The sequence below is a fragment of the Gordonia iterans genome, from assembly GCF_002993285.1.
Classification (GTDB): Bacteria; Actinomycetota; Actinomycetes; order Mycobacteriales; family Mycobacteriaceae; genus Gordonia; species Gordonia iterans.
The window spans coordinates 2,205,644-2,222,592 of sequence record NZ_CP027433.1; the positions used below are offsets into that span (position 1 = coordinate 2,205,644).

Here is a 16,949-nt window from a genome sequence, read left to right on the forward strand (position 1 = left end):
AACACCACGATCCGCGGACTGCCGCCCAGCTCGCAGGTGTTCCGTAGAGGTGTTCCGCGTACCGTCCCGCTCAACCCCCGCTATCCGGAACAATTCCGGGTATGGGTGAACCGTTCCGCGTCGGATACTGCCGTTGCTCCACCGATGAACAAGACGTCGAGATCCAAACCGACCAACTCCTCACTCTCGGCGTTCCACGCGACCGGATCTTCATCGACACCGGGTTCTCCGGCACCACCCGCCGCAACCGCACGGGCCTCGACAACGCGCTCGCCGCAGTGACCTCGGCAGCGGCGGCCGTCAGCGGGCGGCAGGTCGTGCTGACCACAACGAAATTCGACCGATTCGCCCGCAACATGGCCGAAGCCGGAGAAATCCTCACCGACCTGCGCAAGCGCGATGTCCTGTTCGGGCTCGGCAGCTCCGTCTACGACTGGAACGACCCGTTCGGCAAACTCTTCCTGCAAACCCTGGCCATGGTCGCCGAATTCGAGGCCAACCTGGGCCACCTGCGCACCCGTGAAGGCATGGCCAAGGCCCGCGCCAAGGGCCGCCTCAAGGGCAAACAGCCGAAACTGCCTCTCGCAGCACGCAAAACGATCCACCGCCGCTACCACGACCCCGGCGACGACGCCAGCCTGGCCGACCTCGCCGAGGAATACAGCGTCGGTCGCTCCACCATCCACCGCATCATCAGCAGCCCCGCCCCACCCCGCATCTGACGCAAACCAGCGCACCGCCCGAGCCGATCACGACGGCATCGTCGCTGGTCCAGCCATATGTGTTGTTTTCCGCGCGATTACTACCGGAACCCCAACTGGCGCGACGGAAACTGTCCGTCGGCGAACTCGCCGACCGGGTCGGCATCACGCCGGCGAACCTCGCGGTGTTGAAGAACGGCCGTGCGAAGGCGATCCGCTTCAGCACCCTCGCGGCGCTGTGCGAGGCCCTCGACTGTCAGCCCGGCGACCTGCTGCGCTGGACTCCGGATGCCGAACCGCCCTTGTGACACCCCGGCGACAAGCTCGGAAACCGCCCGGGCCGGCGGGGCCGGACGTCACGATGGGACTGTCGCGGCAAGGCTGGTCAGCATCGGAACGTTCCGTGCCACCTCGGGGATGCCGAAGGCCTCCACCAGATCGCCGGCGATCGGACGGAGCCGTTCGCACAGCTCGTTGACGCCGCGGCGGATCGCCTTGGCCCGCTCCACCGAGACATAGCGGTGCATCAGGAACCAGCCCAGATCGGCTTCCAGCGCGGAGTAGACGAACAGGTCGCGCACCGTCTGGAGCGTCTCGCGCACCGCTGAGCCCTCGTCGAGCCGGTCGATTGCGGCCTGGAAGGCCTCCAGGACGATTCGCTCGATGTGCGCCTCGCCCGCCTTGATCAGGTGGTCCTGGGTGGCGGTGAAGACCTCGAAGGCATCGGTGTCGTCGTCGCCGGCACGCCGCATGCGGGCGGCGGCGGTGCGCACCAGATGGTCCTCGCGCCCCTGGAACAGGGCGAGCTGCGTGTCGGCGTCGGTCAGGTCGCTGTCGTCCGGAGTCTCGTCGGAGGCGTCCAGCATGGTCTGCACCAACTGCCGGATGCCGGTCTTCTCGGCTGCCACGTCGCGGGCCATCCCGGCGACGAAGCGGACCCAGCCGCCGGCGTCGAGGCCGTCGACCTCGTCGGCGTAGTCGGTGAGCAGCTGTTTGGCGGCGAGCTGGGTCATCACCAGGTTGTCGCCCTCGAAGGTCGTGAAGACGTCCAGGTCGTCGCGGATCAGCGGCAGGCGGTTCTCCGCCATGTAGCCGGCGCCGCCGCATGCGGTCCGGGCCTCGATCGCGGCGCGCGACGCCAGGGTGGTGTGGCCGGCCTTGATACCGGCGGCCTTGGCCTCCAGGCGCCGGAGCTCCCGCGGGTCGACGTCGTCGGGGTCGAGCACCTGGATCTCGTGCAGTTGCTCGGTCACCTCGTTCTGGGCGATCGCGAAGGCATACGCCCGGGCGACCAGCGGGAGCAGCCGGCGCTGGTGGGCCCGGTAGTCCAGCAGCAGCAGCTCGCTGCCCTCGTCTCCGGGGCCGCTGAACTGACGGCGCTTCAGGGCGTACTCGACGGCCAGGGTCAGGGCGAGGCGTCCGGCCGCGCCACCGGAGGCGCCGACGGTGACGCGCCCCCGGATCAGGGTGCCGAGCATGGTGAAGAAGCGGCGGTTGTCCGACTCGATCGGGCTGGAGTACGTACCGTCGTCGGCGACGTCGGCATACCGGTTGAGCAGCGCCGAGCGCGGGACCCGGACGCGGTCGAACATGATCCGGCCGTTGTCCACGCCCGGCAGTCCGCCCTTGTAGCCGCAGTCCGAGGTGGTGACGCCCGGCAGATCGTCGCCGTTCTCGTCGCGGAGGGGGACCACGAAGCAGTGCACGCCGCGGCTGTGCGGCGTCTCGCCGGGGCCGCCGGTGATCAGCTGCGCGAAGACCGCGCCGTACTGCGCGTGTTCGGCGGCGCCGCCGATGTAGTCCTTGCGCGACGACGGAGTCGGGGAGTGAATCTCGAACTCTTGCGTGTCGGGCAGGTAGGTGGCCGTGGTCTCCAGCGCCTGCACGTTGGACCCGTGACCGGTCTCGGTCATCGCGAAGCAGCCGAGGACGTCCAGATCGATCAGCCCCTGGCGGAAGCGCTCATGGTGCGACTGCGTGCCGAGGTTCTCGATCGCGCCCCCGAACAGGCCCCACTGGACGCCGGCCTTGACCATCAGCGAGAGGTCCCCATATCCGAGGGTCTCGATCGCGGTGACGGCCGCACCCGGATCGGAAGGACCGTCGGGCGAAGCGAAGCCCTGCGCCGGGAAGCCGAGGGGCACCATCTGCTTCATCAGGTCGAGCATCCGTGCGCGGTAGTCGGGCAGGGGCACACCGGACAGGGGCACCAGGCCGGCTTCCTCGATGTACCGGCGCACCACGTCCCGGCTGGCCGCCCACCGGCCGTCGAGCACCGCGCGCAGATCGGAAGACAGGGGCAGATCGGAGGAGAGATCGTCGTCTCGGGTCATGGCGTCCAACGTACCGGGGCCGGGGCCGGCGGTCGCGGGGTGCGATAATCGGCGGGTGCCGAGTATCGAAGACATCCTGACGATCGAACGGATCGACGACGACATCTATCGCGGGGGAGTGTTCCCGAGTGTGCTGCGCCGGACCTTCGGCGGTCAGGTCGCCGGACAAGCGCTGGTCGCCGCGACCAAGACGGTCGCACCGGAGTTCGCGGTGCATTCGCTGCACGGGTACTTCCTGCGGCCCGGGAAGGCCGACCAACCGGCGATCTTCCTGGTGGACCGGATCCGTGATGGGCGCTCGTTCGTGACGCGCCGGGTCACCGGCGTCCAGAACGGGGAAGCGATCTTCTCGATGTCGGCGTCGTTTCACGTCACCGGGGACGAGGGCCTCGAACACCAGGACGCCGTGCCGCCGGCCGTCGACCCGGAGACGCTGCTGGATCGCCGCGACGTCGGATCCGACGCCGAGCGCTCGCTGTTCCAGGAGTGGGAGAACTTCGACATCCGCATCGTGCCCCGTGATCAGCTGGTGCTGGCCGGCGGCCTGGCCGCACAGCAGCGCGTGTGGTTCCGCTACCGCCACGCACTGCCCGACGACCAGCTGCTGCACGTGTGCACCCTCGCCTACATGAGCGACATGACGCTGCTGGGCTCGGCCAAGGTTCCGCACCCGGGCGCGCAGGCGCAGACCGCGTCGCTCGACCACGCCATGTGGTTCCTGCGGCCGTTCCGCACCGATGACTGGCTGCTCTACGACCAGACCTCACCGTCGTCGAGCGGCGGGCGCTCGCTGACGCAGGGACGGATCTTCGACCGCGCCGGGCGGATGGTGGCCGCGGTGACCCAGGAAGGTCTCACCCGCACCAACGTGCCCGCCGACCAGGTCTCGATCATGAAAGCCGATTCGTGACCGCGGTGGTCGGCGTCCTCGCCCTGCAGGGCGACGTGCGCGAGCACGTCGACGCGCTGACGGCCTGCGGGGTGCGGGCCGTTCCGGTGCGGCGGGAGAGCGAACTGCACGCCGTCGACGGTCTGGTGATCCCCGGCGGAGAGTCGACGACGATGAGCAAGCTCCTCGGTGTGTTCGAGCTGGACGACCCGCTGCGCCAGGCGCTCCGGGACGGGTTGCCGGCATACGGCTCGTGCGCAGGCATGATTCTGCTCGCATCGCGGATTCTGGACACGCGGGCCGACGCCCGGCACCTGGATGCGCTCGACGTCACCGTGCGGCGCAACGCCTTCGGCCGCCAGGTCGAGTCCTTCGAGACCGATCTGGATTTCGCGGGCATCACGGACGAACCCGGTGCAGACCCGCTGCGTGCGGTCTTCATCCGCGCGCCGTGGGTGGAGGAGGCCGGTCCCGACACGACGATCCTGGCCACCGTGCCCGCCGGGCCGGCGGCGGGGCGTATCGTCGCTGTGCGGCAGAACGGCGTGCTGGCCACGTCGTTTCATCCCGAGGTCACCGGCGACCTGCGGGTCCATCAGTACTTCGTCGACATGGTCAAGGAAGGGAGAGCCTCATGAGTGGACACTCCAAATGGGCTACCACCAAGCACAAGAAGGCCGCCATCGATGCCAAGCGCGGCAAGATGTTCGCCAAGCTCATCAAGAACATCGAGGTCGCCGCGCGCACGGGCGGCGGTGATCCGGCGGGCAATCCGACACTCTTCGACGCCATTCAGAAAGCGAAGAAGTCGTCGGTGCCCAACGACAACATCGAGCGCGCCCGCAAGCGCGGCGGCGGCGAAGAGGCCGGCGGCGCCGACTGGCAGAACATCACCTACGAGGGCTACGGTCCGAGCGGGGTGGCCCTGCTGATCGAGTGTCTCACCGACAATCGCAACCGCGCCGCCACGGAGGTGCGCACCGCGATGACCCGCAACGGCGGGAACATGGCCGATCCCGGTTCGGTGAGCTATCTCTTCACCCGCAAGGGCGTGGTGACTCTGCCCAAGGGCGAGCAGACCGAGGACGACGTGCTCCTGGCCGTGCTCGATGCCGGCGCCGAGGAGGTGAACGACCTCGGGGAGGCGTTCGAGGTGGTGTCCGAACCCGGTGACCTGGTCGCGGTGCGCACCGCGCTGCAGGAGGCCGGCATCGACTACGACTCGGCCGAGCCCGACTTCCGCGCCTCGGTCGAGGTGGCCGTCGACGCGGACGGCGCTCGCAAGGTGATGAAGCTGATCGACGCGCTCGAAGACTCCGACGACGTCCAGAACGTCTACAGCAACGTCGACATCAGCGACGAGGTCCTCGCCGAACTCGAGGACGACTAGCCTGCCGCGCGCGCCGCGTGTCGGGCGATCGGATGTCTGACCGGTGCGTTAGAATCTCGAACAACTGTTCGCAGCGGTCGGGATGCGACGTGTCGGAAGGGGCAGCGCGGTGCGTGTCATGGGAGTGGACCCGGGATTGACCCGGTGCGGCATCGCCCTGGTCGAGTCCGGGTCCGGTCGCACGGTCACCGCGCTCGACGTCGACGTCGTCCGCACGCCCGCCTCGATGGAGTTGCCAGACCGGCTGAGCGCGATCTACGCCGCCGCCCAGCACTGGATGGACACGCACGCCCCGGACGTCGTCGCCGTGGAGCGGGTGTTCGCGCAGCGCCAGGTCAGCACCGCGATGGGGACCGCGCAGGCCGCGGGGGTGATCGCCCTGGCCGCAGCCCACCGCGACGTGCCGGTCCGCTTCCACACTCCGAGTGAGGTGAAGGCCGCCGTCACCGGTTCCGGCCGCGCCGACAAGGCTCAGGTCACGATGATGGTCACCCGAATCCTGGGCATGCAGCAGGCCCCCAAGCCCGCGGATGCCGCCGACGCGCTGGCGCTGGCCATCTGCCACTGCTGGCGCGGTCCGGTCAACGAACGGATGGAAGCCGCGGCCGCGAAGGCCCGCCTCGCGCAGGAGGCGCATCGCCGGCGTCTCGAGGCAGCGCGGCGGGAGCAGGCACGACGACACGAGAAGGTGGTGGGCCAGTGATCGCCTCGGTCTCCGGCGAGGTCATCGACATCGCACTCGATCACGTGGTGGTCGAATGCGCGGGCGTGGGATACCGGGTGCTGGCGACGCCCCCGACCCTGGCGACTCTGCGTCGAGGCGAACGCACCCGGCTGATGACGGCGATGATCGTCCGCGAGGACTCGATGACTCTCTACGGGTTCATCGATCCGGACGCGCGCGAACTCTTCGGGGTGTTGCAGACGGTGACCGGCGTCGGGCCGCGGCTGGCGATGGCGACCCTGGCGGTGCTGGAACCGGACCGGCTTCGCCGCGCCCTGGCCGACTCGGACACTAAGGCGCTGACCTCGGTCCCGGGCATCGGTAAGCGGGTGGCCGAGCGGCTCGTCGTCGAACTCCGGGACAAGGTCGGGGCGCCGGCCGGCGAGCCGGGCGCCGCGCTGCCGGGAACCGCCGCCGGTATCGGTGCGCAGGTCGCCGAAGCGCTCGTGGGCCTCGGTTTCGCCGATGCCGCCGCCCAGAAGGCGGTCACCGAGGTGCTCGCCGCCCAGCCGGAGGCGGACTCGCAGACGGCGCTCCGTGCGGCCCTGTCGGCTCTCGGACCGCGGCGATGACCGGCGAGTACCCCGACGAGGAACTGCTGGCGCCGGCGACGGTGCCCGGGGACTCCGAGCTCGACGCGAGCCTGCGGCCCCGGACGCTCGCCGACTTCATCGGCCAGGCGAAGGTGCGCGAGCAGCTCGAGCTGGTGTTGCACGCCGCCCGGAACCGCGGGCGCACACCGGACCACATCCTCTTGTCGGGTCCGCCGGGCCTCGGCAAGACCTCGCTCGCGATGATCATCGCCGCCGAGATGGGGGCGGCGATAAGGATCACCTCGGGTCCCGCTCTCGAGCGGGCCGGGGACCTCGCTGCCATGCTGTCGAACCTGGTGGAGGGCGACGTGCTCTTCATCGACGAGATCCACCGCATCGCCCGGCCGGCCGAGGAGATGCTGTATCTGGCGATGGAGGACTTCCGGGTCGACGTCGTCGTGGGCAAGGGGCCGGGGGCCACCTCGATACCGCTCGACGTCGCACCGTTCACCCTCGTCGGCGCCACGACTCGCTCGGGGGCGCTCACCGGGCCGCTGCGCGACCGATTCGGCTTCACCGCGCACATGGAGTTCTACGAGACCGGCGACCTGGTCCGGGTGTTGCGCCGATCGGCCTCGATCCTCGGCATCGCCCTGGATCCGGACGCGGCGGCCGAGGTGGCCGGGCGCTCGCGCGGCACCCCGCGCATCGCCAACCGGCTGTTGCGCCGCGTCCGGGACTATGCCGAGGTACGTGGAGACGGGCGGGTGGACACCGCCAGCGCCCGCGCCGCGCTGGCGGTGTACGACGTCGACGAGCTCGGCCTCGACCGCCTCGACCGGGCGGTGCTCGGCGCGCTGGTCCGGGGGTTCGGCGGGGGGCCGGTAGGGGTCTCCACCCTGGCCGTGGCGGTCGGCGAGGAGCCGGCGACCGTCGAGGAGGTCTGCGAACCGTTCCTGGTGCGGGCCGGGATGATCGCGCGGACGCCCCGCGGCCGGGTGGCCACCGCCGCCGCGTGGCACCACCTCGGGCTGCCGCCGCCCGCCGGTGCGGTGCACCACACCCTGGGCGTGCGCGCACGGGAGGAGCCGGGCCCGAGCCTGTTCGACGACGACCTGCCCTGAGACGATTCCGGCGACCCGGACACGGTCCGATGGGGGCGGTCCTGGCACTATGGAGCGCATGGATGGACTCTTTCTCCCGCTCATGCTGGCGCTGCTCGTCGGCTTCATGTTCCTCAGTTTCCGCAACAACAAGAAGCGGCAGCAGGCACAGCAACAGCTTCAGGCGCAGGCCGTTCCGGGCGCCCGCGTCCAGCTGACCTCGGGACTCTTCGGCACCATCGTGGGAGACGAGGGCGAGACCGTCGAGGTCGAGATCGCTCCGGGTGTCGTGACCACGTGGAATCGTCTCGCGATCCGCGACGTGATCACCGAGGGCGCCGACGCCCCGGCCGTCGAGACCGAGGACGAGGATGCGTTCCGCGTCCCCGACTACACCGAAGAGGATGCCGCGCGCGACGCGGCCGCCGAGAAGGCGGCCCCGGAGAACGCAGCTGGGGAGAAGGTCGCCGACGACGCGCCGGAGATCGCTCCTGCCGACACCGATACGAAGGACAAGTAGGCTTTCCGCCCGTGAGCAATCCCACCCCACGTCCGCGCCGGAGCACGGCGCGCCGCGGCGTTCCGCCGTGGCAGCCGTTGACGGCCTTCCTGGTGCTGCTCGGCCTGGTGTACGCGCTGATCTTCTTCACCGGCGGCGGCAAGCCTGAGCCCAAACTCGGCATCGACCTGCAAGGCGGCACCCGCGTGGTGCTGACCGCACGCACCGACGACGGCAAGGCGCCGGCCCGCGAGCAACTCGACATCGCCCGCAACATCATCGAACAGCGCGTCAACGGCCTCGGCGTCGGCGGCTCCGAAGTGGTGGTCAACGGCAGCAACATCGTCATCACCGTGCCCGGCGACGACGGCAAGCAGGCGCGCGCCCTCGGCCAGACCGCCCGGCTCTACATCCGACCGGTCGACGATTCGGCGCCGGCGCAGGAGCAGCCGCCGGCGGAGGGGCCCAAGCCCTCCGACATGACCGCCGAGCAGCAGGCTGCGGCCATCGCCGAGCAGCGCAAGCTGCGGCAGGCCCCGGCCGGCGCGTCCCCGGAGCGGCTGCAGGAACTGCGGGCCCAGATGGCCAAGGTGAACTGTGCACCCGACTCCGGCGACGTGCTGGTGGGCCACGACCGGCCCGACGAGTACCTGGTGACCTGTGGCGAGGACGGCGAGACCGTCTATCTGCTGGCGCCGATGATCATCGACGGCCGCGACGTGGACAAGGCCTCGGCCGGCCAGAATCAGACCGGCGGCTGGGTGGTGACCGTCGACTACAAGGGCGACGGGCAGCGCACCTGGGCCGATTACACCGGCAAGAACATCGGCAAGGTCACCGCGGTGACGCTCGATTCGCGGGTGGTCAGTGCGGCCACCATCCAGTCCCAGATCCTCGGCACCACCGAGATCAGCGGTGACTTCACCCAGGACGAGGCGACCAACCTCGCCAACTCGCTCAAGTACGGGTCGCTGCCGCTCTCGTTCACCTCCTCGGAAGCGGAGACGGTGTCGGCGACCCTCGGCTGGCAGGCGCTGCGCGCTGCGCTCATCGCCGGCCTGATCGGCCTGATCGCGACCTTCGTGTACGCGATGGCCTACTACCGGATGCTCGGCTTCGTGGCGGTGGGTTCACTGGTGCTGGCCGGGCTGATGGTCTACGGCATCATGGTGCTGCTGGGCCGCTGGATCGGGTTCACACTCGACCTGGCGGGCATGGCGGGCCTGATCATCGGCATCGGCATGACAGCGGACTCGTTCGTCGTCTATTTCGAGCGCATCAAGGACGAGATGCGCGAGGGCCGGAGTTTCCGCTCCGCAGTGCCACGCGGCTGGGCCAGTGCTCGCCGCACCATCTGGACCGGTAACGCGGTGAGCTTCATCGCGTCCGTGGTGATCTACGTGCTGGCCGTCGGCGAGGTCAAGGGCTTCGCCTTCACCCTCGGTCTCACGACCATCCTCGACGTGATGGTGGTGTTCCTGGTGACCCATCCGGTGGTCGAACTCGCGACGCGGTCGAAGTTCCTGTCCAAACCGAGCATCAACGGTCTCGGCGCGGTCAGCGAGGTCGCCCGCCAGCGCCGCAAGGCCGCCTCCCGGTCGCGCCCCGCCGCGGCCTCGACCCGGAAGGAGTCGGTGGAATGACCACCCCCACGCCGCAGTCGCCGGACCAGACCGAGGTGGTCGACGACACCTCGCCGACCACCGAGTGGGTCGACGCCGACTATGAGGCCGACAAGAGCAAGAGCTTCTTCTCGCGCCTGTACAGCGGAACCGGTGCGTTCGACGTCATCGGGAAGCGCCGCCAGTGGTACATCGTCACCGCTGTGATACTCCTGATCTGTGCGTTGTCGATGATCTTCCGCGGCTTCACCTTCGGCATCGACTTCGAGGGCGGCACGCAGATCGCGCTGCCGAACCAGGCTCCGCTGACGACCTCCTCGGTGGAGCAGGTGATCGAGGACTCGCTGGGCATAGAGCCGCAGCAGGTGCAGACGGCCGGGAGCGGGGCATCGTCGACCATCCAGGTCCGCATCGAGCATCTGACCCAGGAGCAGACCGCTCAGGTCTCCGAGGCGCTCGCCGAGGCGTTCGCGCCGGCCATCACGGTGAACGACGTGAGCAGTTCTGACGTGAGCAGCACGTGGGGCCAGGAGATCACCCGCAAGATGTTGATCGCGCTCATCGTCTTCCTGGCGGTGGTGTTCGTCTACATCACGGTCCGGTTCGACAAGGAGATGTCGATCGCGGCGATGGCTTCGCTCTTCTTCGACCTGGTGGTGACCGCCGGGATCTATTCGCTGGTCGGATTCGAAGTGACCCCGGCGATGGTGATCGGATTGCTGACGATTCTGGGCTTCTCGATCTACGACACGGTGGTGGTGTTCGACAAGGTGCAGGAGAACACGCGCAGCGTGTTCGCCAGCACCCGGCGGACCTACGCCGAACAGACCAACCTGGCGGTGAACCAGACCTTCATGCGCTCGATCAACACCACCGTGATCTCGATCTTGCCGATCATCTCGCTGATGATCGTCGCGGTCTGGATGCTCGGCGTCGGCACGCTGAAAGACCTCGCTCTGGTCCAGCTGGTCGGCATCGTCGTGGGCATGTTCTCGTCCATCTACCTGGCCTCGCCGCTGCTGGTGACCCTGAAAGAACGACGGCCCGAGGTGAAGGCGCACACTCAGAAGGTGCTGGCGCGCCGTCGGCGGGCCGCCGAGGCCGCCGGAGCCCGGGCGTGATCAGGCGCCGTCGCGCGGCGGTCACCGCGACCGTCCTCGGCCTGGTGACCGCCCTGACCGCCACGCTCTCCGCGTGCGGCGACAGCGGCCGGGACCAGATCGACTATCTGATCGATGCGCGCGTCGGCTCCTACAACGTCAACACCGTCGACGGCTATGCTTCCGGCGCCGTGATGGCACTGGCCCGGGTGCTGCCCGGGTTCAGCTACCTCGGGCCGGACGGCCAGGTGGTGGCCGACCGCGACATCGGCACGGTGACCGTCGAGGAGGGACCCTCGCTGACGCTCGCCTACACGTTCGCCGACGGGGCGCAGTGGTCCGACGGTGCCCCGATGGTGTGCGACGACCTCGTGCTCGCCGCGACCGCCATGAGCGGCCGGACGCCGGGGTTCGCCGCTGCCACCGACGCCGGCTACCGCGATATCGCGCGCATCGACTGCACGGCGGGGGAGAAGACCGCGGTGGTCACCTTCGCCCGCGGCCGGGACTACGTGCAGTGGGCGGCGCTGTTCGGGGTCGGCAGTCTGCTGCCCGCCCACGTCGTCGCCCGCAAGGCCGCCGTCGACGATGTGGTCGGTGCGTTCGCCGACGGCGACCGTGCTGCGATAGGACGGATCGCCGAGGTCTGGAACGCCGGCTTCACCCTGACGCCCGGACAGCCGGTGCCCGCCGAGGACTTCCCGTCGGCCGGACCGTACCGCCTCTCCGAATACACGGTCGACGGCGGCCTGAAGCTGGTCGCGAACGACAAGTGGTGGGGCGAGGCCCCGGCGACCGGGAACATCACCGTGTGGCCGCGGGGCACCGATGCCGGCAAGGCCGTCGACGACGGCCTCGAGGTGGCCGACACCGCCGACCTGAACACCGGTGACCGGGTGCAGGGCCGTGCGACCTCCGAGTACGACGGGACCGAGAACCGGGCTGCGGAGCGGGATCCACGGCCGCTCTCGGTGACCCAGCTGGTGCTTGCCGGGCGGGGAACCGCCGCTGATCGGCTGGTGCGCCAGGCGTTCGCCACGTGCGTGCCGCGCGACGCGCTGGCGCGGCGGTTCGGGGCGAACGGCCTGGTCTGGTCGCTGCGGACCGTCTCGCCCGCCGATTCGCTCGGCAGTGCGCTGAACGCCCAGTTCGCGCGCCGTTACCCGCGCGCCGACGTCCGCCGGGCGCGGGCGCTCCTGGAGCAGCGGCCGGCCGGCGAAGACGGCCGCCGCGCGCCGGTGACGCTGCGTCTCGGCTACGTGTCGCCGGATCCGGTGGCGCAGGCCGTCGCGCAGCAGATCATCGACACCTGCGGTTCGGCCGGTTTGACCGTCACCGACGCGAGTTCGGCGGAGCTGACCCCGGGTGCCCTGGGGCGGGACGTCGACGTCCTGCTGACCAACGGCGCCACCGGCATCGCCGCCGCCGGGGTGGCGTCCGGTTTCCCGGACGCCTATCAGCTCTTCGGCGGAGATCCGCTGAACATCTCCGGCTTCCGCAATCCGCAGGCCTCCGGGGCGATCAACGACCTGTCGCTGACCACCAGCGACAGCGCACGCCTGCCGCTGGTCCGGACGGCCGAGACCGCCGCGTGGAACGCGCTGACCTCGATTCCGCTCTACGGCACGGTCCGCGCCCGCGAACACACCGGGGTCGCCCAGGTGGTGCCGGGGCTGGCGCGGACCGGTACCGGCTGGAACATGGACCGATGGGTGCGCAGGTGAGTGCCCCGATGACGCCCCCGACGCATAGCTCGCCCCACACGGCCGCGCACGACCGGGCGTGTGCGGCCATCGACCGGCACACCCGGGTGGTCGCCGACTTCCCCACGCCCGGGGTGGAGTTCCGGGACCTCACGCCGGTACTCGCCGATCCCGACGGTCTCGCGGCGGTGGTGTCGGCCCTCGCCGAGCACTGCCGGGGCGCGGATCTGATCGCCGGCATCGACGCGCGCGGCTTTCTGCTGGGCGGCGCCGTCGCGCGGGAACTCGGCGTGGGTGTGATCGCGGTCCGGAAGGCCGGGAAGTTGCCGCCGCCGGTGATCGGCGTCGACTACAACCTCGAATACGGCACCTCGCGACTGGAACTGCCGGCCGAGGGCCTCGACCTGCGAGGCCGGCGCGTGGCGGTGCTCGACGACGTGCTGGCCACCGGCGGCACCCTGGTGGCCGCGGCCCGGCTCCTCCGGCTCGCCGGGGCCCGGGTGCACGCGCTGTCGGTGATCATGGAGCTCGCCGACCTGCCGGGCCGGGCGACGGTGGCAGCCGGAGTGGGCGCCGACGTGCCCGTCCACCACCTGTGCCGCGGGTGAGCGCATCAGCCACTAAGCTTTCCTCATGAGCGAAGCGGACATCGGGCGCAAGCCCGAAGACGGTGGCGCATCCCTGAGTTCTCGCCGGGTGCGCGCCCGGCTGGCTCGCCGGATCACCGCGGGACCGCGGAGCGCTGTGGAGCCGGTCCTGGAGCCGCTGGCCACCCTGCACCGCGATGTCTACCCGAAGGCCGACGTCTCGGTGCTGCAGCGCGCGTACGAGGTGGCGAGCACGCATCACGAGGGCCAGTTCCGCAAGTCCGGCGACCCGTACATCACCCATCCGCTGGCCGTCGCCACGATCCTGGCCGACCTCGGCATGGACACCATCACGCTGGTCGCGGCGCTCCTGCACGACACCGTCGAGGACACCGGGTATTCCCTCGAGCAGCTGGAGTCCGACTTCGGTTCGGAGGTGGCGCACCTGGTCGACGGCGTCACCAAGCTCGACAAGGTGGCGCTCGGCAGCGCGGCCGAGGGCGAGACGATCCGCAAGATGATCATCGCGATGGCCCGCGATCCGCGGGTGCTGGTGATCAAGGTGGCCGATCGGCTGCACAACATGCGGACTATGCGCTTCCTTCCCCCAGAGAAGCAGGCGCGCAAGGCGCGCGAGACGCTCGAAGTGATCGCACCGCTGGCGCACCGGCTCGGCATGGCGACGGTCAAGTGGGAGCTCGAGGACCTCTCCTTCGCGATTCTGCACCCGAAGCGGTACGAGGAGATCGTCCGGCTGGTGGCCGACCGCGCGCCCAGCCGGGACACCTATCTCGAGCGTGTCCGGAGCGACCTCAACAACGCGCTCGCGGGGGCGCGCATCCAGGCCACCGTCGAGGGCCGTCCGAAGCACTACTGGTCGATCTATCAGAAGATGATCGTCAAGGGCCGGGACTTCGACGACATCCACGATCTGGTCGGCATGCGGATCCTGTGCGATCACGTGCGCGACTGTTATGCGGCGATCGGCGTCGTGCATTCGCTGTGGCACCCGATGGCGGGGCGTTTCAAGGACTACATCGCCCAGCCCAGCTACGGCGTGTATCAGTCCCTGCACACGACGGTGATCGGCCCGGAGGGCAAGCCGCTGGAAGTGCAGATCCGCACGCACGACATGCACCGCACCGCGGAGTTCGGCATCGCCGCGCACTGGAGGTACAAGGAGGGCCGAAAGGGCAAGGGCCGCAAGGCCGCCGATGCCGGCGAGGTCGACGACATGGCCTGGATGCGGCAGCTGCTGGACTGGCAGCGCGAAGCCGCCGATCCCGGGGAGTTCCTGGAGTCGCTGCGCTACGACCTCGCGGTCCGCGAGATCTTCGTCTTCACCCCGAAGGGGGACGTGATCACGCTGCCGACCGGCTCCACGCCGGTGGACTTCGCCTATGCGGTGCACACCGAAGTAGGGCACCGGTGCATCGGCGCGCGGGTGAACGGCAGGCTGGTCGCGCTCGAGCGGCCGCTGGAGAACGGCGAAGTGGTGGAGGTCTTCACCTCCAAAGACGAGTCGGCCGGGCCGAGCAAGGACTGGCAGAGCTTCGTGGCGTCACCGCGCGCCAAGGCCAAGATTCGGCAATGGTTCGCCAAGGAACGCCGGGAAGAGGCGCTGGAAGCCGGCAAAGAGGCGATCATCAAGGAGGTGCGCCGCGGTGGGCTGCCGCTGCAGCGCCTGATGTCGGCCGACTCGGTCAGCGTCCTGGCCAAGGAGTTCGGGTACAGCGACGTCGACGCCCTCTACACCGCGGTCGGCGAACACAATCTGACCGCGGGACGCGTGGTGCACCGGCTGGTCGCCATGCTCGGCGGCGTGGAGAGCGCCGAGGAGCAGCTCGCCGAACGGTCGACGCCGTCGACCGTGGTGCAGGGCACACGGTCGTCTGGCGGCGATTCCGGTGTCCAGGTGGAGGGCGTCGACAACATTCTGGTGAAGCTCGCCAAGTGCTGCACCCCGGTGCCCGGGGACGAGATCCTCGGCTTCGTCACGCGCGGCGGCGGGGTGAGCGTGCATCGTGACGACTGCACCAACGCCGGTGCGCTGCGCGCGCAGTCTGAGCGGCTGGTTCCGGTGCGCTGGGCGCCCAATCCGTCGTCGGTGTTCCTGGTGGCGATTCAGGTGGAGGCGCTCGATCGGCACCGGCTGCTCTCGGACATCACGCGGGTGCTGGCCGACGAGCGCGTCAACATCCTGTCCGCTTCGGTGCAGACCACCCGCGATCGGGTGGCGGTCAGCAAGTTCACCTTCGAGATGGGCGACCCGAAGCATCTCGGCCACGTCCTGAACGTCGTACGCAGCGTGGAGGGCGTCTACGACGTCTACCGGGTGACCTCGGCCGCCTGAGACCCGGTCGGGGCACTGTCCTCGGACGGGGTCTCGATACTCTCCTCGCCTAGGTCTCGATACTCTCCTCGCCTAACGGCTCGTCGCTACTCGACCACCGGCTTGCTCGTCGCTACTCGACCACCGGCTTGCTCGTCGCTAGTCGACCACCGGCTTGCTCGTCGCTACTCGACCACTGGCTTGCTCGTCCCGACCCGGCCGCGGACTCGTCAATGGTGGTCGAGTAGGGCCGAGGTACGAGGCCCGTATCGAGACCTCAGTCGCGCACGGTGGTCGAGGTGATCACGATCGGCGTCTTCGGTTGACCGGCTTCGAGCTTCTCGCCCGGTTTGGGCGCCGTGTTGCCCGGGCTCGGGACGATGCCGCCCTTCTCGAACTTGTCCAGGGTCGCCAGGCCGGGCTCGTCGACGGTGCCGATCACGGTGAACCGCGGCAGCAGGGCGGTGTCCTGGAGGAAGAAGTACAGGGTGCCCGCACCGGTGTTGGCGACCGGCTCCTGCCCGAACATCGGATTGCCCTCGCTGTTGGCGTTGAACACCGCGACGGTGCCGCGCGGATAGGTGACGGCCTGCTCTGTCGGGGCCATCGGGTTCGGCTCGCCGTGCGGCTTCAGGCCGGTGGGGAGCTCGTCGGGCATGTTCCAGCCGGGATTGCCGCCCTGCACGCCCGGCAGTCCCGCTGTGCCGGTCGGATCGCCGCAGAGGGCGGCGCCGCCGTTCTCGCCGACCGCAATGCCGTGGCAGGCCACGTCGTCGTAGTAGCCGCTTTGAGCGAGAGTCAGGACGCCGTTGACGTTGCACGGCCCGTCGGCGCGGTTCAGCGTCATCGGGATGGCGCCCACGGTGGTGTCGAAGGTGAGACCGACCGTGCCCTCTTTGAACGGGTGGTCGTCCGGCTTCGGTGCGCTGCGCTGGAGCTGCGCGGCCTTCTTGTAGTGGTCGAGCAGTGCCTGCGACTGCTCGCGCTGCTCCGCCGGCACGGTGTCCGGCAGGGCATCCGGCAGCTCCTTGAACGGATCCTGCGCTTCGTTGTAGACGCAGTCCACGCGGCGGCTGTCGTCCCACGCGCGCCAGCCGAAGTACGCGCCGACGGCGACGACCGCCACCACCACGAGGCCGGCGGCCGAGGCGATCACGAGGCGACGTCGCCGGGCCTGCTGCCGTTCGGCTTCGAGTCGCTGTTCTAGCTTGCGCTTGGCGGCCTCGCGGCGCTCCTCATTGGTCGTCACGCGGGGTGATCCTCCTGTGTCATCGGCGGCTGGGCCAGATGTGCCTGCCGCGAGCGTCACGGCGCGGGCACCATGCTATCGCAGCGGTCACAGCCGCCCGGCGACCGACCGGGCGCGGCGCGGGCCGTGCGCGGTGAGCGCCGTGCGCCTCGGCCGCCGTGCCGAGCGCGCGGATCGCCATGCC

Annotated in this window: 16 protein-coding genes; 14 read left to right on the forward strand and 2 right to left on the reverse strand. The window is 69.7% G+C overall.

Annotated elements, in window-relative coordinates:
• Positions 1–101 precede the first annotated feature (101 nt).
• A complete protein-coding gene (locus C6V83_RS10110) occupies positions 102–722 on the forward strand; it encodes a recombinase family protein (RefSeq protein WP_010596700.1) in 621 nt (206 codons plus the stop codon).
• Between the two features lie 59 nt (positions 723–781).
• Complete coding sequence (locus C6V83_RS10115; protein WP_234353673.1) at positions 782–1,009, forward strand: helix-turn-helix domain-containing protein; 228 nt, start codon at positions 782–784, stop codon at positions 1,007–1,009.
• Between the two features lie 48 nt (positions 1,010–1,057).
• Here the strand turns inward: C6V83_RS10115 and C6V83_RS10120 are convergent, their stop codons facing one another.
• A complete protein-coding gene (locus C6V83_RS10120; RefSeq protein WP_105942287.1) occupies positions 1,058–3,034 on the reverse strand; it encodes an acyl-CoA dehydrogenase family protein in 1,977 nt (658 codons plus the stop codon).
• Between the two features lie 55 nt (positions 3,035–3,089).
• On the opposite strand from C6V83_RS10120, the gene C6V83_RS10125 reads away from it, so the two are divergent.
• The 12 genes from C6V83_RS10125 to C6V83_RS10180 all read left to right on the forward strand — a co-directional run bounded on the left by C6V83_RS10125 (position 3,090) and on the right by C6V83_RS10180 (position 15,537).
• Entirely contained in the window at positions 3,090–3,944 is an 855-nt protein-coding gene (locus tag C6V83_RS10125) for an acyl-CoA thioesterase (protein ID WP_105942288.1), read from the forward strand.
• Positions 3,941–4,561 carry a pyridoxal 5'-phosphate synthase glutaminase subunit PdxT gene (gene pdxT, locus C6V83_RS10130; protein WP_105942289.1) on the forward strand — a complete coding sequence of 207 codons (621 nt, stop codon included), beginning with the start codon at positions 3,941–3,943 and terminating at the stop codon, positions 4,559–4,561. Before C6V83_RS10125 ends, pdxT begins: the two co-directional genes overlap by 4 nt.
• Entirely contained in the window at positions 4,558–5,313 is a 756-nt protein-coding gene (locus C6V83_RS10135) for a YebC/PmpR family DNA-binding transcriptional regulator (RefSeq protein WP_105942290.1), read from the forward strand. The genes pdxT and C6V83_RS10135 overlap by 4 nt, the downstream gene beginning before the upstream one ends.
• Before the next feature lie 109 nt (positions 5,314–5,422).
• Positions 5,423–6,016, forward strand: coding sequence for a crossover junction endodeoxyribonuclease RuvC (gene ruvC / locus C6V83_RS10140; protein ID WP_105942291.1), 594 nt, complete (start codon positions 5,423–5,425; stop codon positions 6,014–6,016).
• Positions 6,013–6,609 carry a Holliday junction branch migration protein RuvA gene (ruvA, locus tag C6V83_RS10145; protein WP_105942292.1) on the forward strand — a complete coding sequence of 199 codons (597 nt, stop codon included), beginning with the start codon at positions 6,013–6,015 and terminating at the stop codon, positions 6,607–6,609. Before ruvC ends, ruvA begins: the two co-directional genes overlap by 4 nt.
• Complete coding sequence (gene ruvB, locus C6V83_RS10150; protein ID WP_105942293.1) at positions 6,606–7,694, forward strand: Holliday junction branch migration DNA helicase RuvB; 1,089 nt, start codon at positions 6,606–6,608, stop codon at positions 7,692–7,694. Before ruvA ends, ruvB begins: the two co-directional genes overlap by 4 nt.
• A gap of 58 nt (positions 7,695–7,752) precedes the next feature.
• Positions 7,753–8,193, forward strand: a complete 441-nt coding sequence (gene yajC, locus C6V83_RS10155; RefSeq protein WP_105942294.1) for a preprotein translocase subunit YajC — start codon at positions 7,753–7,755, stop codon at positions 8,191–8,193.
• Positions 8,194–8,204: 11 nt separating this feature from the next.
• The gene (gene secD / locus C6V83_RS10160; protein WP_105942295.1) at positions 8,205–9,815 is read left to right on the forward strand and encodes a protein translocase subunit SecD; all 1,611 of its coding nucleotides are present in this window, start codon (positions 8,205–8,207) and stop codon (positions 9,813–9,815) included.
• Positions 9,812–10,915 carry a protein translocase subunit SecF gene (gene secF / locus C6V83_RS10165; protein ID WP_105942296.1) on the forward strand — a complete coding sequence of 368 codons (1,104 nt, stop codon included), beginning with the start codon at positions 9,812–9,814 and terminating at the stop codon, positions 10,913–10,915. Before secD ends, secF begins: the two co-directional genes overlap by 4 nt.
• Positions 10,912–12,618, forward strand: coding sequence for an ABC transporter substrate-binding protein (locus C6V83_RS10170; RefSeq protein ID WP_234353674.1), 1,707 nt, complete (start codon positions 10,912–10,914; stop codon positions 12,616–12,618). Before secF ends, C6V83_RS10170 begins: the two co-directional genes overlap by 4 nt.
• Before the next feature lie 8 nt (positions 12,619–12,626).
• Positions 12,627–13,205 carry an adenine phosphoribosyltransferase gene (locus C6V83_RS10175; protein ID WP_105943859.1) on the forward strand — a complete coding sequence of 193 codons (579 nt, stop codon included), beginning with the start codon at positions 12,627–12,629 and terminating at the stop codon, positions 13,203–13,205.
• Positions 13,206–13,230: 25 nt separating this feature from the next.
• Entirely contained in the window at positions 13,231–15,537 is a 2,307-nt protein-coding gene (locus C6V83_RS10180) for a RelA/SpoT family protein (RefSeq protein WP_105942297.1), read from the forward strand.
• 256 nt (positions 15,538–15,793) lie between these two features.
• Here the strand turns inward: C6V83_RS10180 and C6V83_RS10185 are convergent, their stop codons facing one another.
• Positions 15,794–16,765 (reverse strand): peptidylprolyl isomerase, encoded by a 972-nt coding sequence (locus tag C6V83_RS10185; RefSeq protein ID WP_105942298.1) that lies wholly within the window; start codon positions 16,763–16,765, stop codon positions 15,794–15,796.
• Positions 16,766–16,949 lie beyond the last annotated feature (184 nt).

Excerpts from the sequence above, each read along its gene's own strand:
- C6V83_RS10180 (WP_105942297.1), top strand. The coding sequence starts at position 13,231 with ATGAGCGAAGCGGACATCGGGCGCAAGCCCGAAGACGGTGGCGCATCC.
- secF (WP_105942296.1), top strand. The coding sequence starts at position 9,812 with ATGACCACCCCCACGCCGCAGTCGCCGGACCAGACCGAGGTGGTCGAC.
- C6V83_RS10120 (WP_105942287.1), bottom strand. The coding sequence starts at position 3,034 with ATGACCCGAGACGACGATCTCTCCTCCGATCTGCCCCTGTCTTCCGAT.
- C6V83_RS10175 (WP_105943859.1), top strand. The coding sequence starts at position 12,627 with ATGACGCCCCCGACGCATAGCTCGCCCCACACGGCCGCGCACGACCGG.
- C6V83_RS10110 (WP_010596700.1), top strand. The coding sequence starts at position 102 with ATGGGTGAACCGTTCCGCGTCGGATACTGCCGTTGCTCCACCGATGAA.
- ruvB (WP_105942293.1), top strand. The coding sequence starts at position 6,606 with ATGACCGGCGAGTACCCCGACGAGGAACTGCTGGCGCCGGCGACGGTG.
- yajC (WP_105942294.1), top strand. The coding sequence starts at position 7,753 with ATGGATGGACTCTTTCTCCCGCTCATGCTGGCGCTGCTCGTCGGCTTC.
- C6V83_RS10135 (WP_105942290.1), top strand. The coding sequence starts at position 4,558 with ATGAGTGGACACTCCAAATGGGCTACCACCAAGCACAAGAAGGCCGCC.